General features: G+C 71.8%; 20 protein-coding genes. 10 read left to right on the forward strand and 10 right to left on the reverse strand.

Annotated elements, in window-relative coordinates:
• Window positions 1-8: 8 nt before the first annotated feature.
• The 5 genes from OG737_RS18875 to OG737_RS18895 form a co-directional block, all read right to left on the reverse strand.
• Complete coding sequence (locus OG737_RS18875; RefSeq protein ID WP_266934634.1) at window positions 9-209, reverse strand: PspC domain-containing protein; 201 nt, start codon at window positions 207-209, stop codon at window positions 9-11.
• 38 nt (window positions 210-247) lie between these two features.
• Window positions 248-820, reverse strand: a complete 573-nt coding sequence (locus OG737_RS18880) for a VanZ family protein (protein WP_328927295.1) — start codon at window positions 818-820, stop codon at window positions 248-250.
• Window positions 821-896: 76 nt separating this feature from the next.
• On the reverse strand, window positions 897-1,523 hold the full coding sequence (locus OG737_RS18885; RefSeq protein WP_405921775.1) for a PH domain-containing protein: 627 nt from the start codon (window positions 1,521-1,523) through the stop codon (window positions 897-899).
• A gap of 25 nt (window positions 1,524-1,548) precedes the next feature.
• Complete coding sequence (locus OG737_RS18890; RefSeq protein ID WP_405921776.1) at window positions 1,549-2,172, reverse strand: class F sortase; 624 nt, start codon at window positions 2,170-2,172, stop codon at window positions 1,549-1,551.
• An 84-nt stretch (window positions 2,173-2,256) separates the two neighbouring features.
• Complete coding sequence (locus OG737_RS18895; RefSeq protein WP_405921777.1) at window positions 2,257-3,222, reverse strand: LPXTG cell wall anchor domain-containing protein; 966 nt, start codon at window positions 3,220-3,222, stop codon at window positions 2,257-2,259.
• Between the two features lie 266 nt (window positions 3,223-3,488).
• Between OG737_RS18895 and deoC the strand changes: the two genes are divergently transcribed.
• Genes deoC through OG737_RS18910 form a run of 3 tightly spaced genes read left to right on the forward strand, consistent with a single transcriptional unit; the run spans window position 3,489 to window position 6,800 of the window.
• On the forward strand, window positions 3,489-4,451 hold the full coding sequence (deoC, locus tag OG737_RS18900; RefSeq protein WP_328930392.1) for a deoxyribose-phosphate aldolase: 963 nt from the start codon (window positions 3,489-3,491) through the stop codon (window positions 4,449-4,451).
• Between the two features lie 5 nt (window positions 4,452-4,456).
• Entirely contained in the window at window positions 4,457-5,893 is a 1,437-nt protein-coding gene (locus OG737_RS18905; RefSeq protein WP_328927299.1) for an aldehyde dehydrogenase family protein, read from the forward strand.
• Window positions 5,886-6,800 (forward strand): aldehyde dehydrogenase family protein, encoded by a 915-nt coding sequence (locus tag OG737_RS18910; RefSeq protein WP_328927300.1) that lies wholly within the window; start codon window positions 5,886-5,888, stop codon window positions 6,798-6,800. Before OG737_RS18905 ends, OG737_RS18910 begins: the two co-directional genes overlap by 8 nt.
• 66 nt (window positions 6,801-6,866) lie before the next feature.
• On the opposite strand, the gene OG737_RS18915 is transcribed toward OG737_RS18910, so the two are convergent.
• On the reverse strand, window positions 6,867-7,217 hold the full coding sequence (locus OG737_RS18915) for a hypothetical protein (RefSeq protein WP_405678841.1): 351 nt from the start codon (window positions 7,215-7,217) through the stop codon (window positions 6,867-6,869).
• Between the two features lie 54 nt (window positions 7,218-7,271).
• Between OG737_RS18915 and OG737_RS18920 the strand changes: the two genes are divergently transcribed.
• On the forward strand, window positions 7,272-7,979 hold the full coding sequence (locus OG737_RS18920) for a uridine kinase (protein ID WP_328930393.1): 708 nt from the start codon (window positions 7,272-7,274) through the stop codon (window positions 7,977-7,979).
• Window positions 7,980-8,141: 162 nt separating this feature from the next.
• Here OG737_RS18920 and OG737_RS18925 read toward each other — a convergent pair whose 3' ends face one another.
• The gene (locus tag OG737_RS18925; RefSeq protein ID WP_328927302.1) at window positions 8,142-8,837 is read right to left on the reverse strand and encodes a SigE family RNA polymerase sigma factor; all 696 of its coding nucleotides are present in this window, start codon (window positions 8,835-8,837) and stop codon (window positions 8,142-8,144) included.
• Window positions 8,838-9,049: 212 nt separating this feature from the next.
• Here OG737_RS18925 and afsQ1 point away from each other — a divergent pair, with 212 nt between their 5' ends.
• From afsQ1 to OG737_RS18940, 3 genes are read left to right on the forward strand one after another with little or no spacing between them, the layout of a single operon-like run.
• On the forward strand, window positions 9,050-9,727 hold the full coding sequence (gene afsQ1 / locus OG737_RS18930) for a two-component system response regulator AfsQ1 (RefSeq protein ID WP_063783935.1): 678 nt from the start codon (window positions 9,050-9,052) through the stop codon (window positions 9,725-9,727).
• Entirely contained in the window at window positions 9,724-11,211 is a 1,488-nt protein-coding gene (locus OG737_RS18935; RefSeq protein ID WP_328927303.1) for a HAMP domain-containing sensor histidine kinase, read from the forward strand. Before afsQ1 ends, OG737_RS18935 begins: the two co-directional genes overlap by 4 nt.
• Window positions 11,204-11,809: a hypothetical protein gene (locus OG737_RS18940; protein WP_328930394.1), complete on the forward strand. Its 606-nt coding sequence runs from the start codon at window positions 11,204-11,206 to the stop codon at window positions 11,807-11,809. The genes OG737_RS18935 and OG737_RS18940 overlap by 8 nt, the downstream gene beginning before the upstream one ends.
• A 93-nt stretch (window positions 11,810-11,902) precedes the next feature.
• On the opposite strand, the gene OG737_RS18945 is transcribed toward OG737_RS18940, so the two are convergent.
• The 3 genes from OG737_RS18945 to OG737_RS18955 all read right to left on the reverse strand — a co-directional run bounded on the left by OG737_RS18945 (window position 11,903) and on the right by OG737_RS18955 (window position 15,006).
• Window positions 11,903-13,558 (reverse strand): phospho-sugar mutase, encoded by a 1,656-nt coding sequence (locus OG737_RS18945; RefSeq protein WP_328927304.1) that lies wholly within the window; start codon window positions 13,556-13,558, stop codon window positions 11,903-11,905.
• A gap of 47 nt (window positions 13,559-13,605) precedes the next feature.
• The gene (locus tag OG737_RS18950; protein WP_328927305.1) at window positions 13,606-14,412 is read right to left on the reverse strand and encodes a purine-nucleoside phosphorylase; all 807 of its coding nucleotides are present in this window, start codon (window positions 14,410-14,412) and stop codon (window positions 13,606-13,608) included.
• A gap of 156 nt (window positions 14,413-14,568) precedes the next feature.
• The gene (locus OG737_RS18955; protein ID WP_069921661.1) at window positions 14,569-15,006 is read right to left on the reverse strand and encodes a gamma-glutamylcyclotransferase; all 438 of its coding nucleotides are present in this window, start codon (window positions 15,004-15,006) and stop codon (window positions 14,569-14,571) included.
• Between the two features lie 185 nt (window positions 15,007-15,191).
• Between OG737_RS18955 and OG737_RS18960 the strand changes: the two genes are divergently transcribed.
• The 3 genes from OG737_RS18960 to OG737_RS18970 all read left to right on the forward strand — a co-directional run bounded on the left by OG737_RS18960 (window position 15,192) and on the right by OG737_RS18970 (window position 18,372).
• Window positions 15,192-16,631 (forward strand): NAD(P)H-quinone dehydrogenase, encoded by a 1,440-nt coding sequence (locus OG737_RS18960; RefSeq protein WP_328927306.1) that lies wholly within the window; start codon window positions 15,192-15,194, stop codon window positions 16,629-16,631.
• Between the two features lie 165 nt (window positions 16,632-16,796).
• Entirely contained in the window at window positions 16,797-17,759 is a 963-nt protein-coding gene (locus tag OG737_RS18965) for a DeoR/GlpR family DNA-binding transcription regulator (protein WP_405921778.1), read from the forward strand.
• A 13-nt stretch (window positions 17,760-17,772) separates the two neighbouring features.
• Window positions 17,773-18,372, forward strand: a complete 600-nt coding sequence (locus OG737_RS18970) for an FG-GAP repeat domain-containing protein (protein WP_405921779.1) — start codon at window positions 17,773-17,775, stop codon at window positions 18,370-18,372.
• Window positions 18,373-18,434: the final 62 nt, after the last annotated feature.

Here is an 18,434-nt window from a genome sequence, read left to right on the forward strand (position 1 = left end):
CGGAGGGCCTACCAGGCGGTGGAGGCGGACTTCTCGTTCGGCAGGAGCAGCCACAGCGCCAGGTAGATGAGGAACTGCGGGCCGGGCAGCAGGCACGAGACGACGAATATGACGCGCATCGTGTTCGCGGACATTCCGAAGCGGCGCGCCAGTCCGGCGCAGACTCCGCCGATCCACCGGCCGTCACGGGGGCGGGCAAGGGCGCTCATGGGGTTCTCCTTCATCGGGATCGCTTTTCTGCGATGCCTCAATACTCCCGGGGAACCGCCGACAGGACCTCGGTCCAGGGGCCGAGCCCGACCCTGGTAATTCTCGGGGTGGCCCCCTGATAAGCGGTGCGTGAGCGCCTCATCCGGGCGCGCAGCGCCGGTACGACGGCCGCGTGCGCGAGCAGCACCCCGACGGTGTTCAGCAGGACCGAGTCCACGTCGACCACCTGGCCCGGCACCGCGGTCTGGAGCATCTCGATGCACACCGAGACCAGCGCGCCCGCTGCCGCCGTCCGGGCGAGCGAGGACCACGCGGACAGCGCCGACGGCGCGAGCCGCCCGCTGACCAGCGGCAGCAGCACCCCGAGCGGGGCCAGCAGCGCCAGTCCCTCGCCGATCCGGTGAGCGGCCTCCAGCGGCCCGTAGGCGAGGTCCGCCCTGATCCCCGCCAGCGGGTTCAGATTGGCGGCCGCGGCCCAGGGCACGTCCAGCGGCCGAAGAGTCAGCCAGCCGACGACCAGGAGGTGGGCGACCAGCAGGACGGCTGCCAGGAGCCGGAACCGGAGATGAATGGCGGTGGCGGCGCTGCCGCCGGCCTCATTGCGCTGCACACCTGCGAGGACGCACCGTCCGGTGGCCCCGGTTCCGCCCGCGTGGGATGTGCTGGGGAGCACGTACGGGGACCGGTCAGCCCGTGGCGAGGAGCACGATCAGCACCAGCGCGCCGGCCACGACCGGCGCGATGATCTCGTACGACCACGTCACGCGCACGCTGCCCTGGGCGCCGGGCCGCGAGGCACCGCGCTCCGCCAGGTCCCGCAGCTCCTCCACGACCCGGTCGGCCTCGGCCCGGTGCGGCTCGGCCGGCTTCTGTGCGTCCGTGGAGGACGGGGCCACGCCGCCGCGGCGGCCGGGCTGCTGCTGGCGGGCCGCCTTCTTGCGGTCGCGCAGCGAGACGGGGACGGACCAGAGCTGATACTTCGAACCCTCCGCCAGCACCTCGGCCGAGTACCCGGCGCGCACCGAGTCCACGGCCGCCCACGGCAGCTCGATGACCCGGAAGGGGTTGCGTACGCGCAGCCGGTCGGCATTGGCGAAGACGGCCGGGCGGATGGTGAAGGCCACGACCAGCGGTACGGCGCAGAGCGCGACCGCGAGCGCGATCCACGGGGTGTTCCCGGAGCCCCGCACCACGGCGTCCCCGCAGAGCCATGCGATCAGGGCGAGCAGCAGCACGCCCGTGACCACGGCCATGGAGGAGCGGTAGACCCGGTCGTCGTACACCGGCTCGTCGGAGGGCTGCTGGCTGCTCATGCGGTCGATTCTGCCCCACGCGGTCTCAGCCCACGAGATCGGCGTACAAGATGATGTTGTCGGGCCGGTGGCCGTCGGTGATCGCGCCCCCGCAGGTGATGACGCGCAGCTCAGGCCGGGAGGTGTCCCCGTACACCTTGGTGGTGGGGAAGTGCTTCTTGTCGACCTGCTCCAGCTCGCGGACGCGGAAGACGGCGGTGCTGCCGTCCGCGCGGGAGACGGTGATCTCGTCACCGGTGCGGACGCGCGAGACGTCCTTGAGCACGGCCGGGCCGCGGGCGGTGTCGAAGTGGCCGATCAGCACGGCCGGGCCGGTCTCGCCGGGAGTGACGCCCTTGTCGTACCAGCCGATCTTGTCCCCGTCGGCCACGGAGGGCACCTCGACGGTGCCGTCGGCGGCCAGCCCCAGCTTCAGGAGCGGCGAGGCGTCGACCCCGGCCGAGGGGATCCGTACGCGTACGGGCGCGGAGGCGGGCAGCGGGGCGGCCGATGCCGGGGCCGCCGGGGCGGACGTGGGGGTGACGGCGGGCGGGGCGGAGGCCGCGGGCTGCGTGCCGGGCGGGGCGGCGGGCGTGGGAGCGGCGCCGCAGCCGGTCAGGGCGGTCGCGACGACGGCGGTGGCGAGCAGGAGGCGTACGCGGTGGGCCATGGGGTGCTCCGGGAACGGCCTCCGGCGGGCCGCCACGAGGGCGGCCCGCCGGAGGGGAGGTGTGGGCAGGTCGAGCGGGGTGTGTCAGCGCTGCGCGCGGCGGCGGAACAGGGTGAACGCGCCCAGCCCCGCGAGGATCGCGGCCAGCCCGGTGCCGGCCAGCACCGTGGTGGAGTCGTCGCTGTCGCCGGTGGTGATCTCGGCACCGGCGGCGACCCCGCCCTTGGGCACGACGGAGGTCTGACCGGCGGTCTGCGGCTTCGGGGCGGCCGGGGTGGAGCTCGGCGTCGCGGAGGGCTTGGGGTCGACCTGCGGCTTCTCGGTCGGCTTCTGGAACGTGTAGTTGAAGGTGCAGCCCTTGGGCAGCTTCGGGAAGGTCGCGTGGCCGTACGGCGTGCCGCCGCCCTGGGTCTTCCACTCGAAGACCGGCTCGGCGGAGCTCGCGTTCAGGATGCGGGCAATGATGCCGGCGCCGTCCGGCAGGGACGGGTTGGCGCGGGTCAGGGACGTGTGCCCGTCGGGACCTTCCTCCGCGAACTCCAGCTGGGCGACCGGCCCGTTCGGGGTCATCATCAGCTGGGCCAGTGCGCCTGCCCCGATGTTCTGTTCCACGGGCTTGGAGACGCACTCGGAGCCCTGCCCCTTCGGCAGCGGGTAGGAGGTGCTCTTGCCGTCCTTGGTCACCACGAGGGTCTGGACGTGGATCTCGCCGCCCTCGACGAGCTCCAGCTTCAGGCCGTTGACCGAGCCGGAGCGGTGCTCGTCGTTCAGCACGGTCAGGACCTTGCCCATGTAGTCGTCACCCGGCTTCCAGTCCGGGGAGACGGCGCGGATCCAGGCCTCGGGGCCCTCGGACTTGTTGCGCAGCACCGCGACCAGGCCCTGGCCGATGGCGTGGACCTCGCCCTCGTAGCGGCTGTCGTCCGAGGCCGCGGCTGCCTGCGGGGCCGCGGCCGGCGCGGCGAACGCGGCGCCGGCGGCCGGGAGGAGCATCGCGCCCGCGAGGGCGGCGGTGACGATCGAGGTGCGGAGGACGAGGGCGGTACGCATAACGACTCCTGAAGCGTGGGTGAGGAGAGTGGAGGAGAGCCGCATGCCGCGTTGTGTCTGTTCGGTCTGGTTCACCGGGTCAGGTGTGGCGGGCTGCTGAAGAGAAATCTATGGATCTTGTGCGGCCGGAGGATCCGGCTCCCGTCATGGCCGTGTAACGGCCGGAAGGGTGTCGGAGCGGAGGTGTCGATTCCATAGCGATCCTCCGGAATGGGATCCGGGGGGTGACAGGTCGCTACGCGCGTAGATATGCTCATCTGGTGACCATGCCCACCACCCTCACCGCATTCGCTGACGTGACGACGTCCGACAGTGCGCTGCGCCGCTTCCTGCACGGGCTGCCCGGCGTCGACGCTGTCGGTCTGGAGGCCCGCGCGGCCTCCCTCGGCACCCGTTCGATCAAGACGACGGCCAAGGCGTACGCCATCGACCTGGCCATCTCGATGATCGACCTGACGACGCTGGAAGGCGCGGACACCCCGGGCAAGGTCCGGGCGCTCTCCGCCAAGGCCGTCAACCCCGATCCGACCGACCGCAGCACCCCGATGACGGCCGCCGTCTGCGTGTACCCCGACATGGTGGCCACCGCGAAGGCGGCGCTGAACGGCGCCGACGTCAAGGTCGCCTCCGTCGCCACCGCGTTCCCGGCCGGCCGCGCGGCCCTGCCGGTCAAGCTCGCGGACACGGCCGACGCCGTGGCCGCCGGCGCCGACGAGATCGACATGGTCATCGACCGTGGCGCCTTCCTCGCCGGCCGCTACCTCGACACCTACGAGCTGATCAAGGCCGTCAAGGAGGCGTGCGTGCGCCCCGACGGCACCGCGGCCCGCCTCAAGGTCATCTTCGAGACCGGCGAGCTGTCCACGTACGACAACATCCGCCGGGCCTCCTGGATCGGCATGCTCGCGGGCGCCGACTTCATCAAGACGTCGACGGGCAAGGTGGGCGTCAACGCCACCCCGGCCAACACCCTGCTCATGCTCGAAGCCGTACGCGACTTCCGGGAGCAGACTGGAATCCAGATCGGCGTGAAGCCGGCCGGCGGCATCCGCACCACCAAGGACGCGATCAAGTTCCTGGTCCTGGTCAACGAGACCGCGGGCGAGGACTGGCTGAGCAACCACTGGTTCCGCTTCGGCGCCTCCAGCCTGCTCAACGACCTGTTGATGCAGCGCCAGAAGCTGAGCACCGGCCGTTACTCCGGTCCCGACTACGTGACGGTGGACTGATCACCATGGCATCCCTCTTCGAGTACGCACCGGCTCCCGAGTCCCGCTCGGTCGTCGACATCGCCCCCTCCTACGGCCTCTTCATCGACGGTGAGTTCACCGACGCCGCCGACGGCAAGGTCTTCAAGACCGTCTCGCCGTCGTCCGAGGAAGTCCTGGCCGAGGTCGCCCAGGCGGGCGCCGCCGACGTGGACCGCGCCGTCAAGGCCGCCCGCAAGGCCTTCGAGAAGTGGTCCGCGCTGCCCGGCTCCGAGCGCGCCAAGTACCTCTTCCGCATCGCCCGGATCATCCAGGAGCGCAGCCGCGAGCTGGCCGTCCTGGAGACCCTGGACAACGGAAAGCCGATCAAGGAGACCCGCGACGCGGACCTCCCGCTGGTCGCCGCGCACTTCTTCTACTACGCGGGCTGGGCCGACAAGCTCGACCACGCGGGCTACGGCCCGAACCCGCGCCCGCTGGGCGTGGCGGGCCAGGTCATCCCCTGGAACTTCCCCCTCCTCATGCTCGCGTGGAAGATCGCCCCGGCGCTCGCCACCGGCAACACGGTCGTCCTGAAGCCCGCCGAGACCACGCCCCTGTCGGCGCTGTTCTTCGCGGACATCTGCCGCCAGGCCGGCCTGCCCAAGGGCGTCGTCAACATCCTCACCGGGTACGGGGACGCGGGCGCGGCCCTCGTCGAGCACCCGGACGTCAACAAGGTCGCCTTCACCGGCTCGACCGCCGTGGGCAAGAAGATCGCCCGCCACGTCGCCGGGACCGACAAGAAGGTCACTCTGGAGCTGGGCGGCAAGGGCGCCAACATCGTCTTCGACGACGCGCCCATCGACCAGGCCGTCGAGGGCATCGTCAACGGCATCTTCTTCAACCAGGGCCAGGTCTGCTGCGCGGGCTCCCGCCTGCTGGTCCAGGAGTCGATCCACGACGAGCTGCTCGACTCGCTCAAGCGCCGCCTGTCCACGCTGCGCCTCGGCGACCCGCTCGACAAGAACACCGACATCGGCGCGATCAACTCCGCCGAGCAGCTCGCCCGGATCACCGCGCTCGCGGACACCGGCGAGGCCGAGGGCGCCGAGCGCTGGTCCCCGGCCTGCGAGCTGCCGTCCGCCGGCTACTGGTTCGCCCCGACGCTCTTCACGAACGTCACCCAGGCGCACACCGTCGCCCGCGACGAGATCTTCGGCCCGGTGCTGTCCGTGCTGACCTTCCGCACGCCCGACGAGGCCGTCGCGAAGGCCAACAACAGCCAGTACGGCCTGTCCGCCGGCATCTGGACGGAGAAGGGCAGCCGCATCCTCGCGGTCGCGAACAAGCTCCGCGCGGGCGTCGTCTGGGCCAATACGTTCAACAAGTTCGACCCGACCTCGCCGTTCGGCGGTTACAAGGAGTCGGGCTTCGGCCGCGAGGGCGGTCGCCACGGCCTGGAGGGTTACCTCGATGTCTGAGTCGTCGACGGCGCGTCTGAGCGTCTTCAAGACCTACAAGCTGTACGTCGGGGGCAAGTTCCCCCGCTCCGAGAGCGGCCGGGTGTACGAGGTGACGGCGAAAACATCGTCGGGTGGCAAGGGCAAGTGGCTGGCCAACGCCCCCCTGTCCTCCCGCAAGGACGCGCGTGACGCGGTCGTCGCCGCCCGCAAGGCCTTCGGCGGCTGGTCGGGCGCGACCGCGTACAACCGGGGCCAGATCCTCTACCGCATCGCCGAGATGCTGGAGGGCCGCCGGGACCAGTTCGTCCGCGAGGTCGGCGAGGCCGAGGGCCTGTCCAAGTCGAAGGCGGCGGCCGTCGTGGACGCGGCCATCGACCGCTGGGTCTGGTACGCGGGCTGGACCGACAAGATCGGCCAGATCGTCGGCGGGGCCAACCCGGTCGCGGGCCCGTTCTTCAACCTCTCCACCCCCGAGCCGACCGGTGTCGTCACGGTCGTCGCCCCGCAGGACTCGTCCTTCCTGGGCCTGGTCTCGGTGCTCGCCCCGGTGATCGCCGGCGGCAACACGGCCGTCGTGATCGCCTCCGAGAAGGCGCCGCTCCCGGCGCTCTCCCTCGGCGAGGTGCTCGCCACCTCCGACCTGCCCGGCGGAGTGGTCAACATCCTGTCCGGCAAGGCCGCCGAGATGGGCCCGCACCTGGCGTCCCACCAGGACGTCAACGCGATCGACCTGGCGGGTGCGGATGTCGCGCTGGCCAAGGAGCTGGAGATCGCGGCGGCCGACAACCTCAAGCGCGTCCTGCGTCCACAGCCTGTGGACGACTGGAGCGCGGACCCGGGTACGCGGCGCATGACCGCGTTCCTGGAGACCAAGACCGTCTGGCACCCCACCGGGTCGCTGGGCGCGGGCGGCTCCTCGTACTAGAGCCCGCCCGGGACAGTCCGGCCCCGGCAGCGTCCGTCCACGCTGCCGGGGCCTTCCCGTGCCCGCCTACGCCTTGGGGAGCACCGGCCCCAGCAGCGAGGTGACGGCGGCCATGGGCAGCTCGCCGACGGAGGGCCCCTGCGTCAGGACGCCGGTGACCATGCCCGTACCGACCGCCGGGAAGTCCGCGACCTTCGTGGCGACGCCGTTGTCCAGCGGGTCCACGCCCGTGTGGGCGAGCGGATTCACCTTGAGGTTCGAGATCGGGTCGGTGACCCCGGCGAGGGCCGCCGGGACATCGAGTTCACCGGCCTGCGCGCCGCCGGCGGCCATCGCGAGGGCCGCGCCGGCCATCGAGACCGCCAGCCCGGCGCTGCGGAGCCGGTGCGGTGCGGAGGGGGCTGCGTGACGTGCCATGGGATTCCCGCCTGTGGTCGTAGTCGCGTGCGCACGCAGCGTAGTTGAGGTGTGATCCTGGATACCAACCGGCCACCGGGAGGATCCCCTACCCGGGGGAATGGTTCAGACTGGTGTCCCGTGAGCTGTTCTTCTCCTTCACCGACCCGCGTCGTCCTTCTGACCGGTCCGTCGGGCTCCGGAAAATCCGTACTGGCCGCCCGGTCCGGGCTGCCCGTGCTGCGCCTCGACGACTTCTACAAGGAGGGCGCCGACCCCACCCTCCCGCTGGTCGAAGGCAGCTCCGACATCGACTGGGACTCCCCGGGATCCTGGGACGCGCAGGCGGCCGTCGCCGCGATCGCGGAACTGTGCGCGGCCGGGCGGACGGAGGTGCCGGTGTACGACATCGCCACGTCCTCGCGGACCGGGACCGAGACCCTGGACATCTCGCGGTCGCCGCGGACCCCGCTGTTCATCGCGGAGGGGATCTTCGCCGCCGACATCGCGGCGCGCTGCCAGGAGCTGGGGCTGCTGGCCGACGCGATCTGCCTGCGGGGGCGGCCCTCGACCACCTTCCGGCGGCGCCTGGCCCGTGACCTGCGGGAGGGGCGCAAGTCCGTCCCCTTCCTGCTGCGCAGGGGTTTTCGCCTGATGCGGGCCGAGCGGGGCATCGTGGCCCGGCACGTCGGGCTCGGCGCGCACGCCTGTGGCCGTGACGAGGCCCTCGGCCGCCTGGCCGCCGCCGCGGCGGGCCGCCACCGCGCCGCCGCTCCGGCGTAGCCGGGGATTTCGCCGCGGCGACATCCCCGGGCACGCCGCGCACGCGAAAAGGCGGGATCACGCGGACCCCCGGCCGCCTGATCCCGCCTTTTCCCCCCGCGGCCCCCGCCCCACCCCCGTAGGACGGGCCCCCTGGCCCGATGGCTCTTTGTCGGTGCCGCGTTACGCGACGAGTTCCTCGAAGGACTCCGCCTCGTCGCGGCCGAAGCTCAGCGCCTCGTCGTCCCGCATGCGCCGCAGCGACCGCCAGATGCTCGACTTCACCGTGCCGACGCTGATCCCGAGGATCTCCGCGATCTCCGGGTCCGTCCGGCCCTCGTAGTACCGCAGCACCAGCATCGTGCGCTGCGGCTCCGGGATCCGGGCCAGCGCCTGCCACAGCACCGCGCGCAGCTCCGTGCCGCCCATCGCGTCCGTGTCCGAGGCCGTCTCCGGCAGCTCTTCCGTCGGGTACTCGTTCAGCTTCCGCCGACGCCACGCGCTGATGTGCAGGTTCGTCATCGTGCGGCGCAGGTACCCGCCCACGGCCGCCTTGTCGCTGATCCGGTCCCAGGCTCGGTACGTGGAGAACAGCGCGCTCTGCAGCAGGTCCTCGGCCTCGTGGCGGTCGCCGGTGAGGTGGAAGGCCGTCGCGTACAGCGCTGCCCGCCGCTCCTGGACGTACGCCGTGAACTCGGCCTCGGACGTGGAGGACGGCGTGCCCTGTGCGGGAACCGCCCGGTACTGGTTTGCGTCAATGGCTACGACGTGTGCCGGCCGGGGACGGGTGACCGCAACCTTACGGACACCCGCCCGGCGGTTCACATCGTGCAGCCGCGTGACAACCGCGCTGGTGGTGGTGCTGTGCAGCGTGTTCATCTCGCGCCCCCCGTCGTGGAGTCTGCTTCGGTCCGTCGTGTTCGGTTGCTGATAGAAGACTGCCCGGCCGACTTAACCGGGGTGTCCGTCGACTGTCACAGGCCTGTCACAGCGATCTCGGCGTCACTCCTGCGAGGGCGAGGCGAGGACGCGACGAGATCCCGTACCCCGGACGGTCGAACTCCCGTCGGTCGATGGGACAGAATGAGCCCGTGCCTTTCCTGTTGCTGATCGAGGACGACGACGCCATCCGCACGGCCCTCGAACTCTCCCTGTCTCGCCAGGGCCACCGTGTGGCCACCGCGGCGACGGGCGAGGACGGCCTGAAGCTGCTGCGCGAGCAGCGGCCGGACCTGATCGTGCTGGACGTGATGCTGCCCGGGATCGACGGTTTCGAGGTGTGCCGGCGCATCCGGCGCACCGACCAGCTGCCGATCATCCTGCTCACCGCGCGCAGTGACGACATCGACGTGGTCGTGGGCCTGGAGTCCGGGGCCGACGACTACGTGGTCAAGCCCGTGCAGGGGCGGGTCCTCGACGCCCGCATCCGCGCCGTGCTGCGCCGCGGTGAGCGCGAGTCCAGCGACTCCGCGAGCTTCGGCTCCCTCGTCATCGACCGCGCCGCGATGACGGTGACGAAGAACGGCGAGGACCTCCAGCTCACCCCGACCGAGCTGCGGCTGCTGCTGGAGCTGAGCCGCCGTCCCGGACAGGCGCTCTCCCGCCAGCAGTTGCTCCGGCTCGTCTGGGAGCACGACTACCTGGGCGACTCGCGGCTCGTCGACGCCTGCGTGCAGCGGCTGCGTGCCAAGGTCGAGGAAGTGCCTTCCTCCCCGACCTTGATCCGTACCGTCCGGGGTGTCGGCTACCGGCTGGACTCCCCGCAGTGATCAGACCTCTGTTCGCGGGCCGGCGCTGGACCAGCCTGCGGCTGCGGCTCCTCGTGGTGTTCGCGCTCGTCGCGCTCACGGCCGCGGTCTCCGCGTCCGGGATCGCGTACTGGCTCAACCGGGAGGCCGTCCTCACCCGTGTCCAGGAGGCCGCACTCGGCGACTTCCGGCAGGAGATGCAGAACCGGGCCGCGGCACTGCCCGCCGACCCGACCCCCGCGGAGATGCAGCGCACCGCCGAGCTGATGGCGGGCAGCAGCCCCGGGTACAGCGTGCTGCTGGTGCAGGAGCTGGGCGACCACCGCCAGGTGGCCGGGGCCGCGGGTCCCGACACCTTCGGGCTGGGCGACGTACCGAAGTCCCTGCAGAACGCTGTCAACGACCGGCAGAAGACGACGGCGGCGAACGACGCCGAGTACCACGTGTACTGGCAGCGGACGAAGCCGCACGGCAATCCGTACCTGGTCGGCGGCACCCGGATCGTGGGCGGCGGGCCGACCGGCTACATGTACAAGTCGCTCGCGCAGGAGCGGGACGACCTGAACGCGCTCGGCTGGTCGCTGACCATCGCCACCGGTCTCGCGCTGCTCGGCTCCGCTCTGCTGGCGCAGGCCGCGGCCCGTACCGTGCTCAAGCCCGTGCAACGGCTCGGGGACGCGGCGCGGCGGCTCGGCGAGGGCGAGCTGGACCACCGCCTCGACGTGTCGGGTACGGACGAACTCGCCGACCTGTCGCACACCTTCAACAAGACGGCCGAGGCGCTGGAGAAGAAGGTCGCCGACATGAGCGCGCGGGAGGAGTCGAGCCGGCGCTTCGTCGCGGACATGTCGCACGAACTGCGCACGCCGCTGACGGCGTTGACGGCGGTCGCCGAGGTGCTGGAGGAAGAGGTCGACGACCTCGATCCGATGATCGCACCGGCGGTGGCGCTGGTCGTCAGCGAGACGCGCCGCCTGAACGACCTCGTGGAGAACCTGATGGAGGTCACCCGCTTCGACGCGGGTACGGCCAGGCTGGTGCTGGACGACGTGAACGTCGCCGACCAGGTCACCGCCTGCATCGACGCCCGGGCCTGGCTCGACGCGGTCGAACTCGACGCCGAGCGGGGCATCGTGGCCCGCCTCGACCCGCGCCGCCTCGACGTGATCCTCGCCAACCTGATCGGCAACGCGCTCAAGCACGGCGGCTCGCCGGTGCGGGTGTCGGTGACGGTGGAGGGGGAGTGGCTGGTGATCGCGGTGCAGGACAACGGACCGGGCATTCCCGAGGACGTCCTGCCGCACGTCTTCGACCGGTTCTACAAGGCGAGCGCGTCGCGGCCGAAGTCGGACGGCAGCGGGCTGGGCCTGTCGATCGCGATGGAGAACGCGCACATCCACGGCGGTGACATCACCGCCGCCAACGTGGCCGGGGCCGGGGCGCTGTTCACCCTGCGGCTGCCGATGGATGTGGGGAAGGTGATCGCGGGTGACCAGGATGCGTAGGGCGCTGCCGGTGGCGATGGTGCTGCTCGCCGTCTCGGGGTGCGGGATCAGGGCGACCACCGTGCCCGTGGACGTGGGCCCGGCGCCCTCGCGGGTGTCGTGCGACACCCCGGCGCAGCCGAGCGGGCAGAGCGGGGTGCAGGGCTTCCGGGCCACGGTGGAACTGGTCTGCGGATCGCAGCTGGTGGGCGTGGAGCGGATCGTCCCGATACCGGAGAAGAGGGTGCTGAAGGACCCGGTGGCGCTCGTCGCGCAGGCGCTGCTGGAGGCGCTGGAGCGGACGCCGAGCGCGGAGGAGCGGGACGCAGGCTTCACGACCGGGGTCCCCTCGGGGCTGACGGCGGTCGCGCCGAGGACCGGTGACCCGGCCGGCACGGTCCGGCTGAGCCGCAAGCCGGAGGACCTGCCGCCGGTGGCCCTGTCGCAGATCGTGTGCACGCTGGCGGGCAGCGAAGCCGTGTCGGCGGGCCCGGGACCGGTGGTCCTGGGCGGCCCGGACGCCGATCCACCGCGGAAGTGGGAGTGCACGGACGCGGTCCGCTCGCGCCCGGAGTCGATCCCGACCCTGGGCGACGTCGTCCGCCCCACCCCTTCCTGACGCACCGTTCGCACGGCGCGGCCCCGGCGGGTCCCGGAGACGGCGACGGCCCCCCGAGCCGGAGCTCGGGGGGCCGTCACCGTACCGGGCGGGCTAGATGCCCGCGGCCGCGGCCAGGTCCTTCTTGATCGCGTCCAGGATTTCCTGGCCGCGGGCGCGGGCCGCAGACAGGTCGGAGGCCTCGGGCACCGGGACCACGACCTCCAGGTAGCACTTCAGCTTCGGCTCCGTGCCCGACGGGCGGACGATCACCCGGGCCTTGTAGGCGCCGTCCAGGTAGTAGCGCAGTCCGTCCGTCGGCGGGAGGGACTCCGTGCCCTGGTTCAGGTCCTCAGCCGAGACCACGCGCAGGCCCGCGAGGGAGGTCGGGGGCTCGGCGCGGAGCGCGGCCATCGCCGAGGCGATGACCGACAGGTCCGAGACGCGGACCGACAGCTGGTCGGTGGCGTGCAGGCCGTGGGCCATTGCCAGGTCGTCCAGCAGGTCGGTCAGGGTACGGCCCTGCTCCTTGAGCTCCGAGGCCAGCTCCGCCACCAGCAGGGCGGCGGTGACGCCGTCCTTGTCACGGACGCCCTCGGGGTCCACGCAGTAGCCGAGCGCCTCCTCGTAGCCGTAGCGCAGGCCCTCCACGCGGGCGATCCACTTGAAGCCCGTGAGGGTCTCCTCGTGGCCGACGCCCGCCGCCTCCGCGATCCGCCCCAGCAGGGAGGAGGAGACGATGGACTCCGCGAAGACGCCGCGAGCGCCCTTGTGCACCAGGTGGGCCGCCAGCAGGGCGCCGACCTCGTCACCGCGCAGCATCCGCCAGCCGGAGGCGGCGGAATCGTCCGGGACGGCCACCGCGCAGCGGTCCGCGTCCGGGTCGTTGGCGATCACGATGTCCGGTCCGGCCTCCGCCGCCTTCGCGAAGGCCAGGTCCATCGCGCCCGGCTCCTCCGGGTTGGGGAAGGCCACCGTCGGGAAGGCCGGGTCCGGCTCGGCCTGCTCGGCCACCAGGACCGGCTCCGGGAAGCCGTGCCGGGCGAAGGCCGCCATGACGACCTCCTTGCCGACGCCGTGCATGGCCGTGTAGACGGTCCGCACGCCCCGGGGGGATCCCGGGGTCAGGACGGAGTCCGTGCGGGTGAGGTAGGCCTCCAGGACCTCCTCGTCGAGCTGCAGCCAGCCGTCCGTCGGGCGGGGTACGTCCGAAAGCGCCCCGATCGCCGCGATCTGCGCCGCGATCTCGGTGTCCGCCGGGGAGACGATCTGCGAGCCGTCGCCGAGATAGACCTTGTAGCCGTTGTCCCGGGGCGGGTTGTGGCTCGCGGTGACCTCGACGCCGGCGACGGCACCCAGGTGCCTTATGGCGTACGCGAGGACCGGCGTCGGCAGCGGACGGGGCAGGACGGCCGCACGCAGCCCGGCGCCGGTCATCACGGCCGCGGTGTCGCGGGCGAAGTCGGCGGACTTGTAGCGCGCGTCGTAGCCGACGACGACCAGGCCGCCGGTGTGACCCTGGGCCTTCAGGTAGGCCGCAAGGCCCGCCGCGGCCCGGATGACCACGGCACGGTTCATCCGCATCGGGCCCGCGCCCAGCTCGCCGCGCAGTCCGGCGGTGCCGAACTGGAGCGTGCCGGAGAAGCGGTCCGCGAGGTCCGCCGTGTCGCCGGCCTCGATGAGCCGGGCGAGCTCGTCCGCCGTCTCCGGGTCGGGGTCCTCCGCCAGCCAGGCCTGGGCCCGGGTGATCAGGTCGTCCTGTTCCTGCACTGCTTCCGCCTTACCTCTCGTACCTCTGGGGCCTCTCGTACGGTCACTCAGATGCGGGCGAGGACCTGGGTCAGCAGCTTGCCCATGCGCGCGGCCGAGTCACGGCCGGCCTGGAGCACCTCTTCGTGGTTCAGCGGCTCGCCGGAGATGCCCGCCGCCAGGTTGGTGACCAGGGAGATGCCCAGCACCTCGGCGCCGGCCTCGCGAGCGGCGATGGCCTCCAGCACGGTGGACATGCCGACCAGGTCGGCGCCCATGACGCGGATCATGTTGATCTCGGCCGGGGTCTCGTAGTGCGGGCCGGGGAACTGCACGTAGACGCCCTCTTCGAGGGTCTCGTCGATCTCCTTGCACAGCGCGCGCAGGCGCGGCGAGTAGAGGTCGGTGAGGTCCACGAAGTTCGCGCCGACGATCGGCGAGGTGGCCGTCAGGTTGAGGTGGTCGCTGATCAGGACGGGCTGGCCGGGCTTCATGCCCTCGCGCAGGCCGCCGCATCCGTTGGTGAGGACCACGGTCTTGCAGCCGGCGGCGACGGCGGTGCGCACGCCGTGGGCGACGGCGGCGACGCCGCGGCCCTCGTAGTAGTGGGTCCGGCCGAGGAAGAGCAGCGCGCGCTTGTCGCCGATCTTGTACGAGCGGATCTTGCCGCCGTGGCCCTCGACCGCGGGCGGCGGGAAGCCGGGCAGCTCGGTGACCGGGAACTCGGCCTCGGGGGCGCCGAGCGCCTCTGCGGCGGGGGCCCAGCCGGAGCCCATGACGAGGGCGACATCGTGGGATTCGGCGCCGGTCAGCTCACGCAGACGGGCGGCTGCGGCGGTGGCGTCGGCGAAGGGGTCGGTAACAGATGCGTTCACGCGGAAGAGCGTAGCCGCTCATTGCCTACGCGCGTAGATGGCACAGGTCACGGTGTTCGGATCGTTGCCTTGTCGTTTCCGCCGAATCGTCCCCGCGGGACCTGGCGTGGGCCCGGGCAGGACCGGGCAAGGGCCCGGGCGAGGCCCGGGCAGGGCTCAGCAGGGCCGCTTGCGGAGTTCCATCACATAGTCGTGCGGGGCGCCCGCGGACTCGGCCGCGTCGGCGATCTCGCCCAGGTAGCGCGCCGAGGGCAGCCCGCCCTCGTAGCCGTTGAGGACGTACACCCAGGCCGCCTCCTCGCCGTCCAGTGTGTGCACGCGCACACGCATCCGGCGGTAGATGTCGAGCCCGACGCCCTCCCAGCGGTCCATCGAGTCCTCGTCCAGCGGCGCGATGTCGTACAGGGCGACGAAGACCTGGTGGCGCGGGGCTTCGACGATCGTGGCGAGTGCGCCCTCCCAGCCCATCTGCTCGCCGCCGAAGGTCAGCCGCCAGTCGTTGATCCAGCCCGTTCCGCGCAGCGGCGAATGGGGAGCACGGCGCGTCATCAGCCGCGGGTCGAGGTTGCCGGCGTACGCGGCGTAGAGCGACATGAGTCCGAGAGTACGGGAGGGTCGGCGATCACGGCGTGCCCGGCCGGTGCCCGGATGGAGGGACCGGGCGCGAAGCACCTTGAAGCGTGCGGGACAATGGGGCACGGAATGCATCCCCCGGGGAGACCCCCCGGAAGCCCCGGCCGGGGCGGCAGCCGGCCGGGTAGACGTGAGGCGGAGTTTTCGTGACCCGGATCGTGATCATCGGCGGCGGACCCGGCGGGTATGAGGCGGCCCTCGTGGGGGCCCAGCTCGGCGCGGAGGTGACCGTCGTCGACTGCGACGGTCTGGGTGGCGCGTCGGTGCTGACCGACTGCGTGCCCTCCAAGACTCTCATCGCGACCGCCGAGGTCATGACGACCTTCGACTCCTCGTACGAGGAGCTCGGCATCGTCGTCGCGGACGACACCCCGCCGCTGGAGCAGGCCGCGCGTGTCGTCGGCGTGGACCTCGGCAAGGTGAACCGGCGCGTCAAGCGCCTGGCGCTCGCCCAGTCGCACGACATCACCGCCTCCGTCACCCGGGCCGGCGCCCGCGTCGTACGGGGCCGCGGCAAGCTCGGCGGCCCCCAGGGCATCGACGGCACCCGGGACGTCATCGTCACGGCCGCCGACGGCTCCGAGACGATCCTGACCGCGGACGCCGTGCTGATCGCGACCGGCGGGCACCCCCGCGAGATCCCGGACGCCATGCCCGACGGCGAGCGGATCCTGAACTGGACCCAGGTCTACGACCTGGACGAGCTCCCCGAGGAGCTCATCGTGGTCGGCTCCGGCGTGACCGGCGCCGAGTTCGCCGGCGCGTACCAGGCCCTCGGCTCCCGGGTGACGCTGGTCTCCTCCCGCGACCGCGTGCTGCCGGGTGAGGACCCCGACGCGGCCGCCGTCCTGGAGGACGTGTTCCGGCGCCGCGGCATGAACGTCATCGGCCGCTCCCGCGCCGAGTCCGCCAAGCGCGTCGGCGACCGGGTCGAGGTCACCCTCGCCGACGGCCGGGTGCTGAGCGGCACGCACTGCCTGATGGCGGTCGGCGCGGTGCCGAACACCTCCGGGATGAACCTGGAGGAGTCCGGGGTGCGGCTCAAGGAGTCCGGGCACATCTGGACCGACAAGGTGTCGCGCACCTCCTCGCCCGGCGTCTACGCGGCCGGCGACGTCACCGGCGTCTTCGCCCTCGCGTCCGTCGCGGCGATGCAGGGCCGCATCGCGATGTACCACTTCCTCGGCGACGCGGTGGCCCCGCTGAACCTGAAGACGGTTTCCTCGAACGTCTTCACCGACCCGGAGATCGCCACCGTCGGCTACACCCAGGCCGACGTGGACTCCGGCAAGATCGACGCCCGCGTGGTGAAGCTCCCGCTGCTGCGCAACCCGCGCGCCAAGATGCAGGGCATCCGGGACGGCTTCGTGAAGCTGTTCTGCCGCCCGGGCACCGGCATCGTCGTCGGCGGTGTGGTCGTCTCCCCGCGCGCGAGCGAGCTGATCCACCCCATCTCGATCGCGGTCGACAACAATCTGACGGTCGAGCAGATCGCAAACGCGTTCACCGTGTACCCCTCGTTGTCGGGTTCGATCGCCGAGGTGGCGCGGCAGCTGCACACGCGGAAGGCCGCCGGAGAGGCGTAACGGCCGCATGCCGTAAGGAGTTTGGGGCGGGGCGCCGTCCCGTGGCCGGTCGTTCACGCAACCAACCGACCGCGTATACCACTAGTCGCCCCGCCGTACGGACAACTTCGGTATTCCGGTGCAAGGAGCTGAAAGCAGACGGTCGTTGGGGTTACTGTCAGTTTCGTGTTCGCTGCAGAACGTCGTCAATTGATCCTCGAAATGGTGCGGGCCAACGGAGCGGTTTCGCTCCGGGAGCTCGCCCGCGTAGTCCAGACCTCCGAAGTGACCGTACGGCGGGACGTGCGGGCGCTGGAGGCAGAAGGACTCCTCGACCGCCGGCACGGCGGTGCGGTCTTGCCGGGCGGTTTCACGCGGGAGTCCGGCTTTCCGCAAAAATCCCATCTCGCGACGGCGGAGAAGACCGCCATCGCCGATGTCGCGGCCTCCCTCGTCGAAGAGGGTGAGGCCGTCGTTGTCGGCGCGGGCACCACGACCCAGGAGCTGGCGCGCCGGCTCGCCCGGGTGCCCGGCCTGACCGTCGTCACCAACTCGCTGCTGGTCGCCCAGGCGCTGGCGCACGCGAACCGGGTGGAGGTGGTGATGACCGGCGGCACCCTGCGCGGGTCCAACTACGCCCTCGTCGGCAGCGGTGCCGAGCAGTCCCTCCAGGGGCTGCGGGTCTCCCGCGCCTTCCTGTCGGGCAGCGGCCTGACCGCCGAGCGCGGGCTGTCCACGTCCAACATGCTCAGCGCGAGCGTGGACCGGGCGCTGGTCCAGGCGGCCGCGGAGGTCGTCGTCCTGGCCGACCACACGAAGCTCGGCACGGACACCATGTTCCAGACGGTGCCGACCGATGTGATGACCCGCCTGGTGACGGACGAGCCCCCGCCGCACGACGACCGGGCGGCCACGGAGCTCCAGGCCCTGGCGGACCAGGGCGTCCAGATCACCGTGGCCGGTGGTGGTGGTGGTGTCTCCGTCGGCGGTGACGGCATGGCGGGCCGCCGCCCGCGCCGGGACTCCCCCCTGCCGGTCCAGCGCCGGGGCGGCCCGCCGGCCCAGCTCCGCAGCGCCTCGCCGCTGTCGGACCCGGGGGAGCGGGAGCGGGCGAGGGTGGCGGACATGCGGCGGCGGCAGCAGGGGTGATCACCCCTTCCTCGTGAAGGCGGACGGCACGTTCAACGCCTCCTTCGGCAGCTGGAAGTCCGGCAACGGCAACTGGTGCTGGAACGAGTCCAAGCACGTCACCGGTGACTTCAACGGGGACGGCCGGGACGACATGCTCGCCCTGTACGGCCACGGCAACGGATCCGTCGAGATGTACACGCTGCTCGGCAAGGCCGACGGCGGCTTCGCGGCGCCGGTGCGTTCCTGGAACCGGGCCGCGGGCATCTGGGACTACAACAGGAGCAAGCTCACCTCGGGCGACTACAACGGCGACGGCCGAGCCGACGCCGCCATCGTCTACAGGTTCGACAACGGCCGCTCGGCCGTGTACACCCTGACCGGAAAGCCCGACGGCGGGGTCAACGAGGAAGTCCAGAGCTGGAGCAGCCCGGAGCAGTCCTGGTACCTGGAGAACACCGGGATGCCGGTGTCCGGCGACATCAACAAGGACGGTCGCGACGACATCGCGATCATGTACAACTACTACGCCGGAGGCAGCGCGGCCTTCACCTTCAAGGGCCGCACCGACCGCACCGACGGTGGGTTCGAACCCCCGCTGAAGAGCTGGGAGGCACCGCCCGGCACCTGGTAGCCGCCGGGCGCCGCACATGACGTCGGCCCCCAGGACCCGAACGGGTCCTGGGGGCCGATTGC

Source organism: Streptomyces sp. NBC_00122 (assembly GCF_045160845.1).
GTDB lineage: Bacteria > Actinomycetota > Actinomycetes > Streptomycetales > Streptomycetaceae > Streptomyces.